Source organism: Nocardioides sp. P4_G4, from assembly GCF_056401085.1.
This window is the reverse complement of sequence record NZ_JBFUKA010000018.1, coordinates 1-21,859: the sequence shown is the minus strand read 5'-3', so window position 1 is coordinate 21,859 and position 21,859 is coordinate 1. Positions and strand designations below refer to the sequence as shown.

The 21,859-nt window shown below is 70.4% G+C and carries 18 protein-coding genes; 7 read left to right on the top strand and 11 right to left on the bottom strand.

Going from position 1 to position 21,859, the window contains the following annotated elements:
- The first annotated feature begins 227 nt into the window (after positions 1-227).
- Entirely contained in the window at positions 228-638 is a 411-nt protein-coding gene (locus AC1DQF_RS06115; RefSeq protein WP_082624016.1) for a prevent-host-death protein, read from the top strand.
- Positions 639-793: 155 nt separating this feature from the next.
- The gene (locus AC1DQF_RS06110; RefSeq protein ID WP_477524320.1) at positions 794-1,063 is read left to right on the top strand and encodes a hypothetical protein; all 270 of its coding nucleotides are present in this window, start codon (positions 794-796) and stop codon (positions 1,061-1,063) included.
- Positions 1,064-1,354: 291 nt separating this feature from the next.
- Here the strand turns inward: AC1DQF_RS06110 and AC1DQF_RS06105 are convergent, their stop codons facing one another.
- From AC1DQF_RS06105 to AC1DQF_RS06075, 7 genes are all read right to left on the bottom strand, one after another.
- Positions 1,355-1,576 (bottom strand): hypothetical protein, encoded by a 222-nt coding sequence (locus tag AC1DQF_RS06105; protein WP_156411481.1) that lies wholly within the window; start codon positions 1,574-1,576, stop codon positions 1,355-1,357.
- 670 nt (positions 1,577-2,246) lie between these two features.
- A complete protein-coding gene (locus AC1DQF_RS06100) occupies positions 2,247-4,277 on the bottom strand; it encodes a spermine/spermidine synthase domain-containing protein (protein ID WP_477524319.1) in 2,031 nt (676 codons plus the stop codon).
- A 129-nt stretch (positions 4,278-4,406) separates the two neighbouring features.
- On the bottom strand, positions 4,407-5,477 hold the full coding sequence (locus tag AC1DQF_RS06095) for an LLM class flavin-dependent oxidoreductase (protein ID WP_477524318.1): 1,071 nt from the start codon (positions 5,475-5,477) through the stop codon (positions 4,407-4,409).
- A complete protein-coding gene (locus AC1DQF_RS06090; protein WP_477524317.1) occupies positions 5,474-7,153 on the bottom strand; it encodes a dipeptide ABC transporter ATP-binding protein in 1,680 nt (559 codons plus the stop codon). Before AC1DQF_RS06090 ends, AC1DQF_RS06095 begins: the two co-directional genes overlap by 4 nt.
- Positions 7,132-7,899, bottom strand: a complete 768-nt coding sequence (locus AC1DQF_RS06085) for an ABC transporter permease (protein ID WP_477524316.1) — start codon at positions 7,897-7,899, stop codon at positions 7,132-7,134. Before AC1DQF_RS06085 ends, AC1DQF_RS06090 begins: the two co-directional genes overlap by 22 nt.
- Positions 7,900-8,003: 104 nt before the next feature.
- A complete protein-coding gene (locus tag AC1DQF_RS06080; protein ID WP_477524315.1) occupies positions 8,004-9,029 on the bottom strand; it encodes an ABC transporter permease in 1,026 nt (341 codons plus the stop codon).
- 6 nt (positions 9,030-9,035) lie between these two features.
- On the bottom strand, positions 9,036-10,715 hold the full coding sequence (locus AC1DQF_RS06075; RefSeq protein ID WP_477524314.1) for an ABC transporter substrate-binding protein: 1,680 nt from the start codon (positions 10,713-10,715) through the stop codon (positions 9,036-9,038).
- Positions 10,716-10,948: 233 nt separating this feature from the next.
- On the opposite strand from AC1DQF_RS06075, the gene AC1DQF_RS06070 reads away from it, so the two are divergent.
- Positions 10,949-13,285 carry a molybdopterin-dependent oxidoreductase gene (locus AC1DQF_RS06070; RefSeq protein ID WP_477524313.1) on the top strand — a complete coding sequence of 779 codons (2,337 nt, stop codon included), beginning with the start codon at positions 10,949-10,951 and terminating at the stop codon, positions 13,283-13,285.
- Here AC1DQF_RS06070 and AC1DQF_RS06065 read toward each other — a convergent pair.
- Genes AC1DQF_RS06065 through AC1DQF_RS06050 form a run of 4 tightly spaced genes read right to left on the bottom strand, consistent with a single transcriptional unit; the run spans position 13,272 to position 17,246 of the window.
- Entirely contained in the window at positions 13,272-14,624 is a 1,353-nt protein-coding gene (locus AC1DQF_RS06065) for an MBL fold metallo-hydrolase (RefSeq protein ID WP_477524312.1), read from the bottom strand. The genes AC1DQF_RS06070 and AC1DQF_RS06065 overlap by 14 nt on opposite strands.
- Positions 14,624-15,124 carry a flavin reductase family protein gene (locus tag AC1DQF_RS06060; RefSeq protein ID WP_477524311.1) on the bottom strand — a complete coding sequence of 167 codons (501 nt, stop codon included), beginning with the start codon at positions 15,122-15,124 and terminating at the stop codon, positions 14,624-14,626. The genes AC1DQF_RS06065 and AC1DQF_RS06060 overlap by 1 nt, the downstream gene beginning before the upstream one ends.
- Positions 15,124-16,479, bottom strand: coding sequence for an FAD-binding oxidoreductase (locus tag AC1DQF_RS06055; protein ID WP_477524310.1), 1,356 nt, complete (start codon positions 16,477-16,479; stop codon positions 15,124-15,126). Before AC1DQF_RS06055 ends, AC1DQF_RS06060 begins: the two co-directional genes overlap by 1 nt.
- A gap of 2 nt (positions 16,480-16,481) precedes the next feature.
- Positions 16,482-17,246 carry an alpha/beta hydrolase gene (locus tag AC1DQF_RS06050; RefSeq protein WP_477524309.1) on the bottom strand — a complete coding sequence of 255 codons (765 nt, stop codon included), beginning with the start codon at positions 17,244-17,246 and terminating at the stop codon, positions 16,482-16,484.
- Positions 17,247-17,387: 141 nt separating this feature from the next.
- On the opposite strand from AC1DQF_RS06050, the gene AC1DQF_RS06045 reads away from it, so the two are divergent.
- From AC1DQF_RS06045 to AC1DQF_RS06030, 4 genes are all read left to right on the top strand, one after another.
- On the top strand, positions 17,388-18,290 hold the full coding sequence (locus tag AC1DQF_RS06045) for a LysR family transcriptional regulator (protein ID WP_477524308.1): 903 nt from the start codon (positions 17,388-17,390) through the stop codon (positions 18,288-18,290).
- 1 nt (position 18,291) lies between these two features.
- Positions 18,292-19,122, top strand: coding sequence for a sulfurtransferase (locus tag AC1DQF_RS06040; RefSeq protein WP_477524307.1), 831 nt, complete (start codon positions 18,292-18,294; stop codon positions 19,120-19,122).
- A gap of 253 nt (positions 19,123-19,375) precedes the next feature.
- Positions 19,376-20,536, top strand: coding sequence for an LLM class flavin-dependent oxidoreductase (locus AC1DQF_RS06035; protein WP_477524306.1), 1,161 nt, complete (start codon positions 19,376-19,378; stop codon positions 20,534-20,536).
- The gene (locus AC1DQF_RS06030; protein WP_477524305.1) at positions 20,533-21,705 is read left to right on the top strand and encodes an LLM class flavin-dependent oxidoreductase; all 1,173 of its coding nucleotides are present in this window, start codon (positions 20,533-20,535) and stop codon (positions 21,703-21,705) included. Before AC1DQF_RS06035 ends, AC1DQF_RS06030 begins: the two co-directional genes overlap by 4 nt.
- Positions 21,706-21,859 lie beyond the last annotated feature (154 nt).

Genomic DNA, 21,859 nt, shown 5'->3' with positions numbered 1-21,859 from the left:
GCCGTCCTATAACGAGCTCCCGCACGACCCACCACAAACCTCACGCGGCATCCAATGCGGCTCCGACCTGCGCAAGAGTCTGTGAGCGCGCCTTGAAGATGACATCCCCGCGTGCCGCGCTAGTGAGACTCCACCACATGCTCTTGAGGACTCGATGTACATCGTGTACATTCAATCTCAAGCGGCCGGTTGCGGCCGCGAACCGCACCACACTCAGGAGCACCACCATGGCCACCACCCACTTCCCAACCATGGCCGAGGGCCGAAACCACTTCAAGGACGTTCTCGACGCAGCAGTCGAAGGGCGCCCTGCGTCGGTTAGTCGTGATGACACCCGAGTGGCCGCAGTGGATGCTAGGCGACTCGTTCACTTCCTCAGCAGTCTGCGCCCAGCACGTGCGCAGCTCGTTGCCGAGGACGGCGGATGGAGCTTGTTCCTGCCTGGCTTGCCGATCGCAGCGTCCGGGGAATCAGTCGAGGAAGCGCTAGACGAAGGGGTCGAAGCTCTCCGCGACTACGCCGAAGCGTGGTCCGATCGGCTACGTCTTGCCCCGAATCACGAGGACAACTGGGGAGTCGTTCAGTTGGTCGAGCTGTCGTCCGATGGACAGCTGAAGGCTTGGCTGCGCGGGCGGTGAAGTTTCCGGCGGCCACACGGAAGGACCACCAGACCTTCTGTGTAACTGAGGGATGGGAGAAGCGGAAGTCAGCCCGAGGCAAAACAGGGGATCATCACCGCTACGAACTTGTGCTCTCAGACGGACGCATTCTCTACACACGCGTCAGTTTCCCGGTGAACGACCGCGATACATACGGCCCGCAGTTATGGAGTCATATTCTTCGCGACCAACTCGACGTCACGAGCGAAGAATTCTGGGCCTGTGTGAATGAGGGGGTAAAGCCCTCTCGAGGGGTGGTGGAAGTTGAGCCTCACGAAGCGATTCCCGCCGGCGTGGTCGCGACACTCCTCGGTTTCGGTGTGCCCGAGCATGACATCCATGGCATGACCAAGCAGCAAGCGATCAAACGCATGACTGACCTTTACTCAGGGACGTCTGACTAGGACCGGCAGCCGTGCCAACGCCTCGCCTGAACGACCTCGATCTCCAGTGTGGTTGGCCGTCCCCTTCTGCGTCGGCTCCAGCACTTGCAGCGGTCGCTCGTGACGTATCGCAATCCCGGTCCGCAGAAATGCAAGGCTGTCGTTAAGCAGTGGGTTGGGCCTCCCAGCTTCAATACCTCATCCGCTCCTCTGGTGACCCCGGCGCGGCGCACTGCAACTGTGGCGCGGACGGAGCTGCACGCGAGATGGGGCAGTCCCTGAATGGAATATGGTGGCAGCCGTTGTCGGTCGCTATCCGCCCCAAGCCGTCTGTTCGAGCGAGTCAAGCGCGGCCAGCACATCGCCGACCCCTCGAAGATGCAACACGTCGATGGGCCGAGCTCCCTCGAGATACGAGTCGTGGCCAAACAGCCATTCGTTCACGATCTCGGGGACGTAGATCAGCGACCCGCGTGCCACCACGTGGTCGAGATCGACCAGCAGCTTCGCCTGTGCCGGCGTCGGCATCACCATGCCGGCACTCCACTTAGACAGCRGAGGACGGGTGACACCCAGGCACTCCGCTACTCGCGTAGCCGTACCGAGAGCCTCGATGAGGAGCTCGACGCGAGTCGCCACCAGCGCTTCGAATGTAGGACCCTTCCGTGCCATGGCGACATCATCGCCCAAGCAACCGACAGTCCCGCGAGTGTGAGTTGCAGGGCCACGACCGATGGCGAGGCGCATCGACTTGGGCCTGATGACGACCACACCATCCAACGGGCTCTTCACAACTCGGTGCAGAAACGGTTGCAGGAACCCCTCCAGAAGCGTGTTTGATAACGATTTGCCGCACGGCCCACCACGGGCCTTCACGCGGCGTCCAACACGCCTCTGACCTGCGCAAACGTCCGCAAGCGCTCCTCGAAGATGACTTGACTCGATTGGGCCCGAAAAGCGTTACGCGCCGCTACGGATCAGAAGGTTTGGGGTTCGAATCCCTACAGGCGCGCAGATGGACCCCGGCTGACCTACAGGTTGGTCGGGGTCCTTGTCGTTGGACGGCCTGTCGCATCACGTCGAGGTGCTCAGGTCTCGTCCTCGATCACATCCTCACCAAGCGGTACGTCCACACAGAGGCAGCCTCGATCAAGGGAGCCGCCGAGACCCCGGCCGCGTCGGTGACTCCGAGCGCTCCGCGCCGTCACACAGTCAGTGCGTCCTTCGGCTTGAGCAGGAACGCGGCCAGGTAGAGCAACGCGACCAGGACGAGCAGGTTGCGATAGCCGGTCAGCAGCGCCGCGTACTCCAGGCAGCCGCCGACGATCGCTCCGAGCAGGTTGACGCCGAACGCCGACTGCGAGTCTCCCGATGCTGCGAACCGCTTGGCGAAGGCGATGTTCGCCAGGTAGATCGGCAGGAAGGCGAGGAGCACGGCGGCGACCAGCCGGGCTGCGAAGTCCAATTCGAGCAGCCACTCCGGCTTGATGACGTACGCCAGGAACAACGAACCGGCCACCAGCGCGAACACCGTCGGCAGGGGCGGGGTGGGGAATCTCCGCGTCGTCTCCACAGCGGCCAGCACGATCACGAGCACACCGGCGAACACCATGGCGTTCACGATCCACGTCGTGCCGAAGAGCAGCGCGAACGTCGCGATGCTCTTGGTCTCCAGCAGGAGGAACGCCGCACCCATGAAGAACAGGTCGGCGTACGGCCGCATCTCGCGGAAGGGGCCGCCGAAGATCCGCACCACGACGAGCGACAACAGCAGGATGCCTCCCAGCGCCCACAGGTAGATCGTCGGCACCATGCCACCCGGGTAGTAGAGGAACGGCGCGTCGTCACGCGCGGGCTCGACGTACGACGCGGGAAGGACGTGGTTCTCCGGTCCGCAGCGCTGGTTGACCGGCTCCTTCGCCGCGGACACGACAGCGGTGGCACCGCCGAACAGGTCGATGCAGGGCGCGTGGCCGAACACGGTGGCGACCGTGCCGCCCAACCGATCGATCAGCCAGTCCTCGCGGTAGTAGTTGTACATCGCGAGCACGCCGTCGTCGGTCAGGTGCTCGTAGGCCGACCGCATCGCCTCCTCGGTGAACAGGAACGACTCCAGTCGTATCTGCGAGGCGCCGCTCACCAGCGACAGGGAGTCGGGCAACGCGAAGAGGATCAGGTCGTACATCTCGTCGGTGCCCTCGAGGAAGGCGCGTCCGTCATTGATGTGCCGAGCAACGCGGGGACTCTGGTAGGCGTCATCGGGGTTGCGCTCCACGCCGATCTGGACGATGCGCGGGTCGATGTCGACGGCGTCGACCCGCTCGGCTCCCTTCGACAGCGCGATGGCGACGTCGGAGCCGGAGCCGGCGCCCACCACGAGCACGTTGTCGAGCGGCGTGCCGTTGCGTCGTTCGTACGGTGCCCCGTAGATCTCCGATGCTCGGGAGAGCTTCCACCGCACCGATGACATCGACTGGTGGGGGACCCCGTTCACGTCGATGTAGACCCGGGTGCCGAACTCGCGGTCCTGCACGTCGTGCGTCGAGATCTTGTAGTACGGCGACCACGACACGCCGGCCGCAACGGACTCGACCACGAGAGCCACGACGATCGCGCTGCCCGCCAGCACCGCGAGCCAGCGCTGCCACCCCCCGATCAGGACGACGAAGGCGACCGCGACCATCGAGCCCCAGACGTACGACGGCGCCCACAGCACGGACAGCAGCGCGAACAGGCCGATGCCCACGAGGGACCCGACCAGGTCCCAGCGGTACGCCGTCAGCGGAGGCAATCGGCCGAAGCAGCGGCCGACGACCTCGGCCGGACCTACGAGGATGAAGGCACTCAGCACGAACACGACCGGCAACACCAACCACGCGGGCGGGCCGGTCGTGTCCAGTGCCGTGAAGAAGATGACGTCGGCACCCGAGCGGTCCACGGACACCGGAAAGACCAGCACGGTGACGACGAGCAGCGCCAGCACCACCGGCGACCAGGGAAGCACCGACCGGCTTTGCCTCGAGATGAGGAAGCCGACCCCGATCCCCAGGAACGAGCCGAGCAGCACGAAGTTCGTGAAGTAGGACAAGTGCACGATGTTGGCGCCCAGCCACCGGATCAGGGCCAGCTCCAGGAACAGCATCAACGCACTGCCGAGGATCAGCCGAGGAACCGGCCGCCTCATCGACGACGTGGGGTGATCAGCGACCGACCCGTGGAGGTGGGTGTCCCTCATCCTCGATGCCCCCTAGCGGGGATGCTCCTGACAACGACCTCCCGATCATGGCAAAGCCCACGCCGTCCGAACACCCCACTCCCGCCCCGATCTGCCCTCGGCTCTCGACGCTCGGTCCGGTGCCGTCCCTCAGGACGGGCGCCAGCCCAGTGCCGGCGCGACGTGCGCGGCCAGGTCGCCCAGCAGTCGCACGTTGTCCGGTCGGGTGAACGCGGGCGGAAGGAAGAGCACGAGCTCGTCGGCCGCGCAGATGCCCGGGTCAGCGAGGACCGCAGTCGCGACCTCGTCGGGCGTGCCGTGATGCACGGGACTGATCCTCATGCCGGCGGGCAGGTCTGCCGTGACCACCGGCGTCAGCGCTCCCGCCGGACGCGAGGCCGCCATGCCTTCGGTGCGCCGCTGGTGGTCGTAGGCCCGGTAGGCCTCGAGCAGGGTCGGCGAGGTGCCGGGCAGGACGGAGGCGGCGACCGCGACGGGCGGTGCCTCGCCGCCCTGGACGCTCGCCCAGCGCGCGCGGTACGCCCCGATGACCCGGGCCTGGTAGTCCGGGAAGCTCTCACCTTCGGCAAGGTCGTGCAGCACGGTGCCGCAGATGATGCCGAGCCCGAGGTCGGCCGCGTGCTCCGCCGAGCCGACGCTGGCCACGCCCTGTCGGACCCGGCCGCGCAGCCCGGGGCTGTGGGGCGTGACCCGGAGCTCGGTCCCGATCGGTGCTCCCTGGCCCTCGCCGTCGACCACGTGCAGCGTCTCGCCCGCGACGCCGTCGAGGAAACGGCGCAGCCTCCGCTGCGCCTCGCTGCGCGAGTCAGTCTCGACGGGGCCGAAGACGGCGTCAAAGGCCCCGGTGGCGCCCGCCGACAGGGCGAGCTGGAGCCGCTCCCCGACGAGCAGGTCGGTGACCCCGGCGGCCTCGGCGAGCAGCACCGGGTCCTGGTAGCGCATCGGGAGGACCGCGGTGCCGAGCGAGATCGCCTCCGTGTGCTGTCCGACGGCCGCCAGGAACGGCAGCGGCGAGGACAGGTAGTGGTCGAAGTGGCGCTGGTAGACCCACCCGGACTGGTAGCCGAGCTGCTCGGCCGTACGGAACAGCTCGACGCCGTCCCGCAGGCCAGCGGCCGGACCGTTCGTGGCGTCGAAGGAGACCCTCGTGTTGAAGCCGAGGCGCAGCTTCGTGCGGGGGACGGCGGCGAGCGTGGTCACGTCGTCGACCTCGAGCCGGGGATGGAGTCCAGCAGCGTCCGGGTGTACTCCTCGCGGGGGGCGCCGAAGATCTGGGCGACGGTGCCCTCCTCGACGACGCGGCCGCGGCGGACCACGGTCACGGTGTGCGCGAGCTGGCGGATCAGCGCCAGGTCGTGAGAGACGAAGACGTACGTGATCCCGAGCTCGGCCTGCAGGGTCAGGAGCACCCGGACGATGTCGGCCTGGACGCTGACGTCGAGCGCCGAGGTCGGTTCGTCGAGCACGATGACGTCGGGCTTGAGCACGAGGGCGCGGGCGATCGCGACACGCTGTCGCTGGCCGCCCGAGAGCGCGTCCGACCGTCGCGAGAGAAGCGACCGGTCCAGCCCGACGGCGTCGATGGCCTCCTGGACCGCCACCCGCTGCTCCTCCCGTGTGCCGATCCTGAAGCGGTCAAGGGGCTCGCGGACCAGCCTCTCGACCTTCCACGTGGGGTCGAGGGAGGTGAAGGGGTTCTGGTAGACGAACTGGAGATGGCGTCGCACGGACCGCAGGGCTGCGTGCGAGCGGCCGTCGACGCGCTCCCCCGCCACCATGATCTCGCCCGAGTCGGGAGTCTCCAGGCCGAGCAGCAGACGGATGGTCGTGGTCTTGCCCGAGCCCGACTCGCCGACGATCGCGTGGGTGGTCCCTGCGGGTACCTCGAAGGACAGGTTGTCGACCGCGGTGAGGCGACTGCCGTCCACGGTGAACGAACGGGTCACCCCCCGCACGGCGATCTTCGGCACGTCGCCCGTCGCCAGCCGGCTGCGCGTCGAGCCGACCTCGCGCAGGTCGGCATAACGGTCGGGGTTGAGGGCCGGGACGTCGGCGTGCAGCTGACGGGCGTACGCCGAGGTGGGGGCGGTCGAGACCTGGGCGGTCGGACCCGCCTCCTGCACCCGGCCGTCCTTGAGCACGACCAGCGAGTCGGCACGCTCGGCAGCGATCGCGAGGTCGTGGGTGATCAGCAGCAGGCTGATGTCGAGGGAGCGCCGCAGCTCGCTGAGCAGGTCGAGGATCCGCTTCTGGATCGTCGCGTCGAGTGCCGAGGTGGGCTCGTCGGCGACCAGCAGCGCCGGCTGGGGAAGCACGGCGAGTCCGATCAGGACACGCTGCAGCATCCCACCCGACAGCTGGTGGGGGTAGGACGCCAGGACTCGCTCCGGGTCGTCGAGCCCCACCCGGGTGAGGATGTCCACCACGGCCTGACGGCGGTGGGCCTGGGACAGCTCGCCGGGCAGGAGTGCGGCCGCCTCGCGCGCCTGGGAGCCGATCGTGCGCACGGGGTTGAGCGAGCTTGCGGGGTCCTGGGGGACGAAGCCGACCGTGCGTCCCCGCAGGGCCCGGAAGTGTCGTTCGGGCAGACCCAGCACCTCCTGTCCGTGCACCTCGATCCGCCCGGTGGCACGACCGACCCCGGAGGGCAGCAGCCGCAGCAGCGAGCGGGCGATGGTCGACTTGCCCGAGCCCGACTCCCCGATGAGGGCAAGGCTGTGTCCGCGCGGCAGCTCGAAGGAGACGTCGGAGACGACCTGGTGGCCGCCGTAGGACACGTTCAGGCCGTCCACGCGCAGCAGCGGTCCCTCCGCCTTGCTCGGGACCGGGGCCTCGAGGGTGGTGGTGGTGCCGTTCAGTCGGTCTTGCGGAGCCATCGGCTGATCCTGTTCGCAGAGAGGACGGTGGCGATCGTGACGAGGGCCGGGGCGTAGACCAGCCAGGGGGCGAGGGGATAGTCCTTGCCGTTGGAGATCAGGAGCCCCCAGTCGGAGGCGGGCGGCGGGTCGCCGTACCCGAGGAACGCCAGGCCGGCGATGACCAGGATCGACAGCCCGAACTGCAGGACGGCGAGGTTGAGCACCGACCTCGACGCGTTGGGCAGCACGTGGCGCAGTAGCACGTGCCACCGCGACCCACCCAGCAGCAGCGAGGCCTCGACGAAGACCGCCCTGCGGATCTTGAGCACCTCCGAGCGCATGACACGGGCGAAGACCGCGACGGCGGAGACTCCGGTGGCGATCGCGGCGTTGATGGTCTCGAACCCGAGGGCGCTGACGACGACGACGGCGAGCAGGAAGCTCGGGATGGCCAGCAGCACATCGATCACGCGAGCCAGCCCCACGTCGACCCAGCCGCCGAGGAAGCCGCCGACGAGCCCCACGAGTCCACCGACCAGGACCCCGATGGCGACGGCGACCAGCGCGCTGGTCACCGAGGAGGCGGAGCCGTGGATGACGCGTGAGAGCTCGTCGCGACCGAGGTGGTCGGTGCCGAACCAGTGGGCGACGCTCGGGCCCTGGAAGGCGTCGGCGGGTACGCCGCGGACGGGGTCCTGGCTGGTGAAGAGGCCGGGAGCGACCGACCATCCGACCACCAGGAGGAGGAGGACGAGCGACAGCACGACACCGAGCGGAGGGACCCGTCCGGGCATGCGGCGCTGACGACGGAGGGCGGATGGCCGCCAGCCGCCATCGGATGCTGTGTCTTGGACCTCAGTGGTGATGGTCATGCCCTCACCGCCGTGTCGATGGTGGTGACGGCTGCGGGCTCGTCGACGACCGGGCGCACCCGGCGGGTGGCCCCGCGCAGGTCGACCCGGGGATCGAGCAGGGGGTACAGGAGGTCGACGACGAGGTTCACGACGACGAACGTGACCGCCGAGAGGGCCACGACCGCCTGCAGGACGGGAAGGTCCTGGGTGGTGACCGAGCGCTGCACGAGGCTGCCGATCCCGGTGCGGCCGAAGATGGTCTCGGTGATCAGGGCTCCACCGAGCAGCTCGCCGACCGTGAGCGCCACGACCGTGACGACGGGCAGCGACGATGGCTTGAGCAGGTGCCGCCAGAAGAGCGCTGCGCGGCTGAGCCCGCGTGACGTGGCGAAGCCGGCATACTCCTGGCGGCCCTCGTGGTCGAGGTTCGCGATCAACACCTCCGCGACCTGCGCGGAGACGGGGACCCCGAGGGCCACGGCGGCGAAGAACGTCGCCGCCGGACCCTCGGAGTCGATCACCTGGAACAACCCCAGCTGGAAGGCGAAGATGTTGATCAGCAGGAGCCCGATCACGAAGTTGGGCACCGAGAGGAACAGCGAGGGGAAGGCGCGGAGCGCCTTCGCCACCGGAGCGGGCGCGTTGCGGGTTCCGTACGCGATCCCGAAGGCCAGCACCAGCGCCACGACCAGCGCGCTGAGCGCCAGCACGACGGTGGACCCGATCACGTCGCCGACCAGCCTCGAGACCGGGAGGTTGGAGCGCATCGAGACCCCCAGGTCGAAGGTCAGGAAGCGGGAGAGCGACTCCCACAGCTGGACCCAGACCGGCTGGTCCAAGCCGTAGTACGCGACGATCCGGGCGACCTCCTCCGGCGTGAAGTTGTTCTGCGGGTCGTTCAGCGTGTTGCTGACCGGGTCGCCGGGCAGCACGCTGATCACCAGGAAGGTGAACACGTAGGCGAGCAGCACGACGGCGACGGCCTGGGCCACGCGCTGCGCCGCGTAGATGACGTACGGGGTGGACACCGTGCTGGACATCCGGCGTCAGCCCTCGAGGTAGGCGGTGTAGAAGTTCGCGTAGGCCACGCCGTTGTAGGTGACGCCCTTGAGCTTGGGCGACTGCAGGTAGAGACGCTGCACGATCTGGGTCAACGGCACGAAGTAGCCCTGCTGGAGCACGTAGCCCTGGAGCTCGTCGAGCGCCGTGGCGCGCTGGTCGACGTCGACCGAGCCGGCGACCTCCTTGCCCAGGTCGGTGAGCCTGGTGTCGGACTGGCCGAGGTTGAACCAGTCCTCCCCACCGTCGGTGTCGGTGAGGATGCCCGCCACCGTGCCCGCGTCGATGAAGCTGCGCGTGATCTCGTACGCCGGCACGGCCTCGCCGCCGATCGCGACCCGCTCGCCGTACGTCACGACGTCGTAGGCCTGGATCTTGACGTCGAAGCCGATGTCAACGAGCTGCTGGGCCACGAGCTCGTCGACGGCCTGCGAGGTCGCGAGGTAGGGATTGGGGTAGAGCGTCAGCGCCAGCTTCTTGCCGTCCTTGGTGCGCACCCCGCCGTCGCCCGGCTTCCAGCCGGCCTGGTCCAGGAGGGACTCGGCCTGCTCGGGGTCGAAGGCGAACTCGTCGCGGTGGTCGGTGGCTCCGGGCACGTTGCTCTGGATGAACGACTCGGCCGGCAGCCAGTCGTCGGTGTAGACGGTCGAGAGGATCTCGTCGCGGTCGATGCCGTGCTGGACGGCCTGACGGACCTTCTCGTCGGTGAACGGCCCCACCTGGGTGTTGAGGGCGAAGCCGTTGACGAAGCCGAGGTAGCGCGGAGCGGCGACCGTGTAGCCCTGCTCCTTGAAGGGCTCGAGCTCCTGTGGCGAGGGGTTGTAGGCCACGTCGGCCTGGCCGGACTGCACGGCGGAGGTGCGGACCGAGGGCTCGGCCACGAGCTTGTAGGTCACGGTGTCGAGCGTCGCGGGACCGTCATGGTCGAGCGCTTGGGGGCCCCAGTCGTAGTCGTCGCGCTTCTCGAGGACGACGCTGTCTCCCTCCCGCCAGGACTTCACGGTGAACGGTCCGCTACCGATGTCGTTGCTGAGGTCGGCCTGCTCCTCGGCGGGCAGCGCCAACGTCTCGGGAGAGACGAGGATCGAGCCGTGGTAGCCCAGCGTGGGGATGAACCCCAACGTGGGGGCGGTGAAGGTGGCCCTGACCGTGGTGGCATCGACCGCCTCGGCACCCTTGAAGGTCGGCGGGAACAGGCCGATCGGGTTGATGCCCTCGTCGGGTCGGCCGTCGGCCCAGATTTCGAGGTTGGCCACGACGGCCTCGGCGTCGACGGGACTGCCGTCGGAGAAGGTCACGCCGTCCTTCAGGTGCAGGGTGAACTCGGTCGCGTCGTCGTTCTGCTCCCAGCTCTCGGCGACCCAGGGGCTGACCTCGCCCTTCTCGTCGACGTACACCAGCTTGTCGGTCACGTGGCCCCAGATGTGGCCCTGGAAGCTGGAGATGGCGCTGTTGTTGGGGATCCAGGTGTCACCGAGGGAGTCGATGAGGAAGGTGATGTCGCCGCCCGCCTGCTTCTCCCCGTTTCCCTGCTGGCTGCCCGCTCCCGAGGCGGCGCATCCGGCGGTGAGGGCCAGGGTGGCGGCTGCAGCGGCGACGACGCGCCAGTGGCCGGAGGGTCGCCGGGGCCGCAGACGCACTCGGCCCGCGGTCAGGATGGTCTTCATGGGGTTCTCCTCGGTCGACACGCGGCGCGATTCCGCGAGACACAGGTAAGTTGATCAGATTAGTAGTATTTGACGTGCTGGGACTGCCCCGTCCACGCTGCGGTACGACTGTAGGAGCGGCGACCGGGCGCGGTCCAAGAGCAGTCGTGGATGCAATCCCATCCACGAGTCTGATCAGCCCACGCCTGTGATCCGGCCCCCTTCGCAGCGCACCCGCGCTAACGTCTTACGCCGTGCACACGACCTCCGAGACCAGCTCCCACTGGGGCTCCTACCTCGTGGAGGTCGACGCGTCGGATCGGGTGGTCGGCGTGGCTGCCCACCCCGGGGACGAGATCTCTCCGGCGACCGGCAACGTCGTCGACGGACATCGGCATGCGTCGCGTGTGGCTCGGCCCAGCATCCGACGGGCCTGGCTCGAGGGCGGTGCCGGGCCGGACGAGCACCGCGGCGACCCGGACCAGGAGTACATCGAGGTCGACTGGGACACCGCGCTCGACCTCCTGGGCGCCGAGCTCGACCGCGTGCGCACGACCCACGGCAACCGGGCGATCTACGGCGGCTCCTACGGCTGGGGCAGCGCCGGACGGCTGCACCACGCGCAGAGCCAGGTGCACCGATTCCTCAACGGGATCGGCGGCTACGTCCGCTCGGTCAACGACTACAGCCGGGGTGCGAGCCTCGTGCTCCTCCCCCATCTCGTCGGCGCGGCGGCCGCAGCCGACATCCGGATGCGGCCCGTGTCCTGGCCCCACGTCGCGGAGCACACGGACCTCCTCGTGACCTTCGGCGGCGTCCGCCGCTCCAACGGCTGGGTCGTCCCCGGCGGACAGACCCGCCACACCGGCGCAGCGCTCGCGCAGGCGGCGGCTTCGACGACCCGCGTCGTGTCGCTGTCGGCCCAGCGCGACGACGCCATGGAGGGCCTCGACGCCGAGTGGATCGGTGTCATGCCGGGCACCGACACCGCCGTCATGCTCGCGCTGGTGCACGTCCTCGTCGTCGACGGCCTGGCCGACGAGTCGTTCCTCGATGCCTGCACGGTCGGCGCCCACCGGATCCGGGCCTACGTCCTCGGCGAGACCGACGGTGTGCCCAAGACCCCGGAATGGGGCGAGCGCATCTCGCGTGCGCCCGCGGGGCGGATCAGGACCCTGGCCCACGAGATGGCCGCGAGCCGCACGCTGGTCAACGTCGTCTACGCGCTGCAGCGCGGCGAGCGGGGCGAGCAACCGGTCTTCGCCGGGGTGACGCTCGCGGCGTTCCTCGGCCAGCTGGGGACGCCCGGCGGAGGCTTCACCCACGGGCTCGGCTCCATGGGCGACTACGGGGTCGGACGGGTCAGCGTGCCGCTGCCGACCTTCCCGCAAGGCACCAATGCGGTCGGCGACCACATCCCCTGTGCCCGCATCGCCGATCTGCTGCTCCATCCCGGTGCAGACCTGCCCTACGACGGCCACCGCCTGCGGTTGCCCGACGTCCGCCTGGCCTACTGGGCCGGCGGCAACCCGTTCCACCACCACCAAGACCTGCGCCGGCTGCGGCGCGCCCTCGCACGCCTGGACACGCTCGTCGTGCACGAGACGCACTGGACCGCCACGGCCAAGCACGCTGACGTGGTCCTTCCCGTCGCGAGCAGCCTCGAGCGGGACGACGTCGCGGCCGGCAACGGCGACACCCGGCTCCGGGCGTCGCCCCGGGCCACCGGTCCGTACGCCGACGCGCGCGAGGAGCTCTGGATCTTCGGCCGACTGGCCGAGCGGCTCGGCTCCGACCACGACGAAGGTCTCGATGCCCGCGGCTGGCTCGAGCGGATCTACGAGCAGTGGCGGGTCGCGCCCGGAGCTCCGGCGGCGCCACCCTTCGAAGACTTCTGGCGCGACGGAGGCGTCGACCTGACGGCCGACCACTATCCCGACCCGGTCTTCACCGCCTTCCGGGACGACCCGTCGGGCCACCCGCTGCAGACGCCCAGCGGCCGCATCGAGCTGTGGTCGCAGACCATCGCCCAGGCCGGTCTGCCGGACATCGGCCCGCACGCCGAGTGGCGCGAGCCCCGCCGCTGGTGGCGCTCGCCCGATGCCGCCGAGTTCGACCTCCACCTGCTCTGCAACCAGCCGTCGCACCGCCTGCACAGCCAGCTCGACATGGGGTCGGCCAGCCGTTCGACGAAGGTGGCCGGCCGCGAGCCCATCCGGCTCCATCCTGCCGACGCCGCCGCGCGCGGGCTGGAGGACGGCGACGTCGTCCGCGTGCGGAGCGCCCGGGGCAGCCTGCTGGCCGGCGTCGTCACCAGCGACGACCTGCTGCAGGGCGTCGCGCGGATGCACACCGGCGCCTGGTACGACCCGTCCGCGCCCGAGATCGCCGACTGCGTCCACGGCAACGTCAACGTGCTCACGCCCGATGAGCCGACCTCGACGCTCACCCAGGCCACCAGCGGGGCGCACGTGCTGGTGCGCGTCGAACGCTACGACGGCGTGCTGCCGCCGGTGCGCGCCCACGAGCCCCCACGGCTCTCCGGGCTCGAGTCCCTCGACCGCCCTACCCAGGACGTCAGTCCTCGGTGAGGCCGAGCTCCACCGCACGGTCGAAGGTGTCGTCGACGTGCACGACCTCGAGACCTCGGCCCTCGAGCAGCGAGGCGGCCGCGCCCGCGCGGAACCCGCCGGCGCAGTGAAGCCACACCCGGCCCCCGCCCGCGAGGTCGTCGGCCCGCGTCTCCAGCTCGTGCAGCGGAAGGTTGAGGGATCCACTCACGCGGCCCGCGGCGTGCTCGTCGCTGCGTCGTACGTCGACGACGACGTCGCGCGATGATCGAGCGGCCGCCAGGTCGTCGAACGACGCGCGCCGGTAGGACCGTCGTCCTCCCCCGTCGGGCGCGAGCTCGGCCAACGGCCCCCATGACGCAACGATGTCGTCGAACCCGATCCTGGCGAGCTGACGGCGGGCCTCCTCGAGCTGGTCGGACCCGGCTCCGAGCACCACGAGGGGGCGGCCCCATGGGGCCAGCCAGCCGACGTAGGTCGCGAACTGCGTCCCGAGGTTGACACTGATCGACCCCGCGAGGTGCTCGGCCGCGAAGTCGGCGGCCGGGCGGAGGTCGACGCAGGTCGCGCCGGCACGGACCAGCGCGGCGACCTCCTGCGGGGACGCACGTACGAGGGGTGTCGCGAGGTCGATACCTGCGGCCCCGGTGCGGTTGAGGTCGGCCATGTGCTCGTAGTAGGCCGGGTACGCCGAGAACGAGGCGACCAGCAGGTCGACGAACTCGACGGTCGAGGTGGTCGTGAGCGCCGCGTTGTGGCGGCGCTCGTCAGCGATGGTCGAGGCCTCCGCCCCAGACGTGGCCCCGCCCGCGCAGAACGACCCGAATCCGTGTGTCGGGTAGAGCGCCGCGTCGTCTGGCAGGGCGCCGAGCCGGCGTGCCGACGCGTGCTGGGCCGCAGCCAGGTCGCGCGTGCGGGAGGGCGAGACGAGGTCGGTGCGACCGACGGTGCCGTAGAGCAGCGACCCCCCGCTGAAGACGGCCGGCGGCGCCAGCGGGTCGACGAGGTCGCGGACGACGTAGGACAGGTGGGTCGGGGTGTGGCCAGGCGTGGCCAGGACGCAGACGGACAGCGAGCCTGCGCGCAGCGTGTCACCGTCGCGGAGGGGCAGACGTTCGAATGCCACGTCGTCGGCCGCGTTGACGCCGTACGCCGCACCGGTGCGGCGGGTCAGCTCCAGCCCGCCGGAGACGTAGTCGTTGTGGACGTGGGTCTCCAGCACGTGCGACACGTCGTGCTGGAGGAGGGCGTCGAGGCGGTCGAGGTCGCGCTGGGGATCGATGACGATGCTGGCGCCTCCGCCGTCGACCACGTAGCTGCGGTTGCCGAGCTCTGGGGTGCTGAGGACGCGGATACGCATCAGTGCGCCAGGTGCGTGCCGTAGGACCGCTGGTGGTAGGTCAGCGGCGTGCCCTCGTCGCTCGTGGCGTTGACGACGTCGCCCAGCACCAGCACGTGGTCGCCTGCCGGCACCAGGCGGGCGACCCGGATGGCGATCCATGCGTGTGCCTCGCAGAGCGCCGGCGCGCCGTCCAGCAGGACCCAGGGGATCCCGGTGAACCGCTCGTCGTGCCGGCCGGCGAACTGGCTGGCGGTCGCGGCCTGGTCGGCGCCGAGGACGTTGACGCCGACCGTCGCGCCGACGGACAGCAGCGACAGCAGGTAGGAGCCGCGCATCAGCGAGATCAGGAGCATCGGGGGCTCCATCGACAGCGACACGAAGGCCGACACGGTGGTGCCGGCGGGCTTGCCGGCCGCGTGGGTGGTGACGACGGAGACGGGGCCGGCGACGTTGGCCATGGCGGCACGGAAGGCCACCTGAAGGTCGGGGTCGGGCTCGATGCCCAAGGGCTGTGCCATCAGAAGGCCTTCCCGGGGTTGAGGATGCCGTGCGGGTCGAGTGCCCGCTTGAGGGTGTGGTGCACGTCGAGGCTCTCGGGCCCGAGCTCGCGCGCGAGCCACTCGCGCTTGAGGAGCCCGACGCCGTGCTCGCCCGTGACGGTGCCGCCCAGCTCCAGGGCGAGGCCGAAGATCGCGTCGGCCGCCTCGCGGACAGCCGGGGGGATCTCGGCGAGGTCGGGGTCGAAGGAGATGATCGGGTGCAGGTTCCCGTCGCCGGCGTGGGCGAAGGAGAAGATGGAGACGCCCGTACGAGCGGCGATGGCCTCGACGCCCTCGATGGCGTCGGCGAGCCTCGACCGGGGAACGCAGATGTCCTCGATGAGGGCGCGGCCGAATGCCTCGATCGACGGCAGGGCGAGGCGACGGGCGGCGAGGAGGCGCTCCGAGGACTCGTCGTCGACTCCCTGCTCGACCCAGGTCGCCTCCTTGCCCAGCACGGCGGCGATGGCCTCGATCTCCTCGAGCGCACCGGGTCCGTCGCTCTGGGCGATGACCAGGGCACCGCTGCGACCGGTCAGGTCGGTGCCCTGGGCGCGGTCGATGACCGTCAGCGTCGCCTGGTCGAGCAGCTCGAGCAGGCTGGGCTGCAGCCGCTCACGGCTGACCGCGGCGCATGCGGCGGCGGCCGCGCGAACGTCGATGTAGGCCGCGGCAGCGGTCCGGGTCGAGACGGGGCGGGGACGCAGTCGTACGGAGGCGCCCACCACGACGCCGAGAGTCCCCTCCGAGCCGACAAAGAGCGAGGTCAGGTCGAGCCCGGCGACGCCCTTGAGGGTGCGCCGGCCCGTCTGCAGCAGCCGGCCGTCGGCGAGCACGACGTCGAGGCCGAGCACGGCCTCGCGGGTGACGCCGTACTTGACGCAACGCATGCCGCCCGCGTTGGTGGCGATGTTGCCGCCCAGCGTGGAGATCGCCGCGCTGGCCGGGTCGGGGGCGTACATGAGGCCGTGCTCGCGCGCGGCCGCGTCGAGACGGGCGGTGATGACGCCGGGCTCGACGACCGCGATCTCGTCGACCGGGTCGAGGGTCACGATCCGGTCCATCGCGCTGAGGTCGAGGACGACCGAGCCCCGGGTGGCCACCGCCCCACCGGCGACGCCGGACCCGGCGCCGCGCGGGACGACGGGGACCCGGTGCTCGTGGGCCCAACGCATGGTCGCTCGCACGTCGTCCACCGAGCCGGCGCGGACCACCACCAGCGGCATGGCGAGGGGCGACTCGCCCGAGCGGTCGGTCGCGTGGGCGCGCAGCACCGCCGGGTCGGTGGTGGCGCCCGGCACGCGCTCCAGCAGGGCGGTGACGACGGCAGACACGGTCAGCCCGCGTCGCGGACGATGACGGGCAGGTCCGCGCCGAGCTTGAGGCGCTCGAGGAAGAGCACGATCGTGGCGGCGACCGAGCGATGGGTCACGTCGTTGAGGACGTCGTGGCGACCGCCCTCGACGACCCAGGTCTGGGTCGCGGCTGCGCCCCGGAACGCCGTCAGCGCCTCCTCGGCCGGTGTGAGCGGGTCGTGGCTGCCGTGGATGACCAACGTCGGCACGTCGGCGGGGCCAGGGGCCACGCCGCTCCAGGACGAGGGAAGGTCCTGCGCGAGGGCACCACGGCGGAAGGTGTCGTCCTCGCCGAGCACGCGGCGGTGCGCCGGGCACGCCGAGCGGGCCTCGAGCTCCTCGTCCCACGTCTGGTCGGCGACGACGCTCTCCCCCGGGAGAGCCAGCCCGGCCAGCACGAGGGCATCGACCGGAAGCTTGCCCTCGCGCGCCAGCACGGCGGCGAACGTGGCGCCCACGTCGGTCCCGACCAGCACCCTCGGCGCGGGGAGGGTGTCGTCGGCCCACAGCTCGTGGACGTGGTCGCGGGTGGCGTCGAGGTCGTCGAGATCCACCTCGACGACGCGCACCTTGTAGGCGTCGGCGGACAGTCGCCGGCCGAATCGGCCGTAGGCGGCGGCGGTCTCACCGCGGCCGGACAGCACGACGAGCGTGCCACGGGCGGCGACGCCGTCAGGCTCGTCCCAAGCGTGCAGGGGCTGGTCGGGATGGGCAACGGCCGAGGCCGAGAGGAGTGTCGAGGTCACGGCATCGAGGCTGGCACCCCGGGCCGCCGTGCGTCCAAGAGCAGTCGTGGATCACTTTGCTTGCCCGATCGTGATCGATCCTTCACCTGTCATCGGCGAGATCGGCTTCGACGATGCCCGGGCAGGCAGTACCTTCCATACATGATCAAGTCGCTAGACATTGAGCACCTTCGTACTCTCGTCGCCATCGCCGAGTGTGGAGGGTTCAGCCGCGCCGCCGCCGTGCGGCACATCAGCCAACCGGCGCTCAGCCAGCACGTGCGGCTGCTCGAGCGTGGCCTGAAGCGCAAGCTCTTCGAGAAGGACGGGCGAGTCATGCGCTTCACGCCGGACGGCGAGGCCGTGCTGGTCGAGGTCCGCAAGATCCTGGCGGTGCACGACCAGGCCATGGAGCGGCTGACCGCCGAGAAGCCACGCACGATCGTCGTCGGGTCGACCGAGCACGCGGCCGAGCAGGTGCTGCCCGAGATGCTCCGAACCTTGAGCTCGGCCTTCCCCGGCGCCACGACCCGCTTCGAGATCGGCCGCTCCACGGCGCTGGCCGACGCGGTCGCCAAGGGTGTGGTCGACCTGGCGTTCGTGATCGACCCCGGGTCCGCCGGTGCCGGTCACGAGGTGGCACGACTGCCCCTGACCTGGCTCTCCGTGCCCGGCTGGGAGCCCCCGACCGATGGCTCGGGCTATCCGCTGGTGGCGTTCGAGGAGCCGTGCGGACTCCGTGAGCGGGCCCTGACCGCGCTCGACGGGGAGGGCCACCGGGTCACCGTGACCGCCCAGTCATCGACGCTGGAGGGGGTCACCGCCGGCGTTCGCGCCGGGCTGGGCGTGGCCCTGCTGCCCACCAGCGGAGGTCGCCCGCACGGCCTGGTCGTCCGCGACGACCTCCCCGAGGCCGGCGAAGTCAGCCTGCGCATGGTGGTACGCCGCGGCCTCGAGCCCGACGTCGAGCTCGCCGCCGTGGAGGCGGTGGCCCGCTTCTTCAGCACGCGACCGCGACTCCGACTCGTGCCGGCGGACCTCGAGCGCACCATCCCGGGAGCCTGAGATGACCGTCCTCATCACCGCCGACGAGCTGGCCGAGCTGGTCGAGGACCCGGAGCGGACCGTGGTCGTGCTCGACGTCCGCTGGAAGCTGGGCGGTCCGCCCGGCCACGAGACCTATCTGAGCGGGCACGTGCCCGAGGCCGTCTACGTCGACCTCGACACCGAGCTCGCCTCGCGCGGCGAGCCCCTCGACGGACGCCATCCGTTGCCCCACTTGGCCGACCTCCAGTCCGCCGCCCGCCGCTGGGGCGTGCGCTCGGGCTGTGCTGTGGTCGTCTACGACGGGGAGGGCAACCTCTCCGCCGCGCGCGCCTGGTGGCTGCTGCGCTGGGCCGGGCTGGCCGACGTACGCCTGCTCGACGGCGCGCTGCCCGCGTGGGTCGCGGCCGGCCACCCGCTCAAGACCGACGACGTGACACCGGAACCGGGCGACGTCGAGCTCACCGCCGACAATCTGCCCACCCTGGACGTCGAGGACGTCGCGGCCTTCGCCTCCACCGGCGTCCTGCTCGATGCACGCGCCGCCGAGCGGTTCCGCGGTGAGGTCGAGCCCGTCGACCCCAAGGCCGGCCACGTCCCGGGCGCCGTCAGCGCACCGACCGGTGGCAACCTCGCTCCCGACGGCACCTTCCGGCCCGTGGCCGAGCTGCGCGCCCGCTTCGCGTCGCTCGGCGTGGCGGACGGCGGACCGGTCGCCGCCTACTGCGGGTCCGGGGTCACGGCCGCCCACGAGGTCGCCGCACTGGCGATCGCCGGCTTCGACGCCGCGCTCTACCCGGGGTCGTGGTCGCAGTGGAGCAACCTCGACCGGCCCGTCGCGACCGGCCCGTGACATGGGCTGGACCGACCCGGCTCGGGTCGACCCGGCGGTCGCCACCATCACACCCACCCATCACGCTCGACTATGGATACGTATTCCGCATTGCTGTTGGACCCGCCGGTCGTGGCGGACCTAGCGTGGACCTCATGAGGCAGCAGGCCTCGGGCCGGTCCTGATCGGCCCGCCTCTCCTCCTTCATCCCGTACCCACGCCGACCCTTGGTCGCGCGTGCGGATTCGCGCACCCCAGCCCGAAAGGAACCGACGTGGTCGTCGAGTTCATCAGTGCCATCAACGTCAACGCGAGCAACGAGATCAACCGGCTCGGGCAGACGGCGGTCGACCGTGCCTTCTTCCGGCGTTACGTGCGCGAGCTCGAGGCGGCCGAGTTCGACTACACCCTGGTGCCCTACGCGTCCTCGTACCACGACCCCTTCGCGGTCGCGAACGCGATCGTGGCGGTGAGCGAACGGGTCGCCCCCATCGTGGCGCTGCGGCCCAACATCATGTACCCCACCGTGGCGGCCAAGGCCCTCGCGACGCTCGACCAGCTCGGCGGCGGTCGGGCCGTCGTCCACTTCATCGCCGGCGGCAACGACCACGAGCAGGCCCGCGAGGGCGACCACCTGACCAAGGCGCAGCGCTACGAGCGCACGGCTGAGTACATCGACATCCTCCGCAAGGTCTGGACGAGCACCGAACCGTTCGACCACGAGGGCACCTACTACCAGTTCCAGGACTTCGTCAGCGCGGTCCGCCCGACGCACGGCACGATCCCGATCTCCGTGGGCGGATCATCGGCCGAGGCGTACCAGGTCGGTGGGTCGCGCGCGGACATCTTCGGGCTGTGGGGGGAGCCTCTGGCGGACACCCGTCACCAGATGGAGYGTGTCGCCGGCGAGGCGGCGAAGGCCGGGCGATCCGACCGCCCGCGCACGTGGGTGACCTTCCGCCCGATCATGGCCGCCACCGAGGAGCTCGCCTGGGAGAAGGCGCACCACACCCTCTCCGTGCTGCAGGACGGCGTGTCCGGAGCGTCCGGCTGGCGACCGGTCACGCTGGGCGGTCACGACCCGGCCAACGTCGGGTCCCAGCGGCTGCTGGAGATCGCGTCGCGCCAGGACGTCCACGACCGCGCGCTGTGGACGCCGACCATCGCGGCCACCGGCGCGGCGGGCGCGTCGACCGCACTCGTCGGCACACCGGAGACAGTCGCGGCCGCGATCCTGGACTACGTCGACCTCGGCGCCGACCTCATCTCCATCCGCGGCTACGACAACCTCGACGACCTCATCGACTACGGCCGCCACGTGCTGCCGCTCGTACGCTCCGAGCTCGCCCACCGCGAGGCGACGGGGCAGCGCGGCACCCTGCAGGACGACCACCCCGGCGCCCTGCCCCCCACCCRTGAAGGAGTCCTCGCATGAGCACCGCCGTACCCGAGACCGCGGCCCGCAAGGTCGAGTTCATCAGCCTCTCCCACCTCAACCCCTCGACCGAGCTCGCGCCGGTCCCGACGCGCGGCATCGACGTCGCCTACATGCGCCGCTACGTCGCCGCGCTGGAGGACGGCGGCTATGACTACACGCTGCTCCCCTACGGCTCGGCCACCGCCGACTCGTTCGTCGTCGCCTCCGCGGTCGCCCAGCTCACCGAGCGGCTTCGCCCGATCGTGGCGTTGCGGCCCAACACGACACCACCGCAGGTCGGTGCTCAGAAGCTGGCCACGCTCGACCAGCTGTCCGAGGGCCGCGCGGTCGTCCACATCATCTCCGGCGGCAGCGACGCCGAGCAGGCGCGGCAGGGCGACTACCTGGCCAAGGGGGAGCGCTACGCCCGCTCCACCGAGTACGTGGAGATCCTGCGTCGCGCCTGGCACGAGCCGAAGGCGTTCAGCCACGACGGCAGGTACTACCGGTTCGACGACTTCGGCCCCGGCTTCGCGCCGTACGGCGACACGATCCCGATCTCCATCGGCGGGTCCTCCGACGAAGGGTTCACGCTCGGCGGCCAGCTCGGTGACATCTTCAGCTTCTGGGGCGAGCCGCTGGCCGACATCCGCTCCCAGATCGAGCGCGTCCACGCGATCGCGGACGCCGCCGGCCGGCCGCGGCAGCGGATCTGGGTGACCTTCCGCCCCATCGTCGCCCAGACCGACGAGCTGGCGTGGGCCAAGGCCCACGACTACGTCGAGAAGATCGGCCGCACCTTCCAGCAGGGCACGTTCCACAAGAAGTACCTCACCGGCAACGCCCCGCAGAACGTCGGCTCCCAGCGCCTGCTGGGCTTCGCAGCACAGCAGGACGTCTACGACCGGGCGTTGTGGATGCGCACAGCGGCCGTCACCAACGCCGGTGGCGCGTCCACCGCCCTGGTCGGCAGCCCCGAGACGGTCGCCGCGGCCATCCTCGACTACGTCGACATCGGCGCCGACCTGATCTCCATCCGCGGCTACGACACCCTCAACGACGCCATCGACTACGGCCGCCACGTGATGCCCCTGGTCCGCCAGGAGCTCGCCCACCGGGAGACCACCGGCCAGCGCGGCAGCCTCCAGGCCGAGCACCTCGGCGCCTACGCCACCGCGGGTGCCTGAGATGACGGTGACCTCGGACCTTCCGGTGCTCGCCGACGTCGACGTCTCGACCGAGGCGCTGGCTGCGGTGACTGCCGAGGTGGCCCTGACCGCCGCCGAGCACGACCGCACCGGCGACGTGCCGTGGGCAGGCCTCGACGCCGCCCACCGAGCC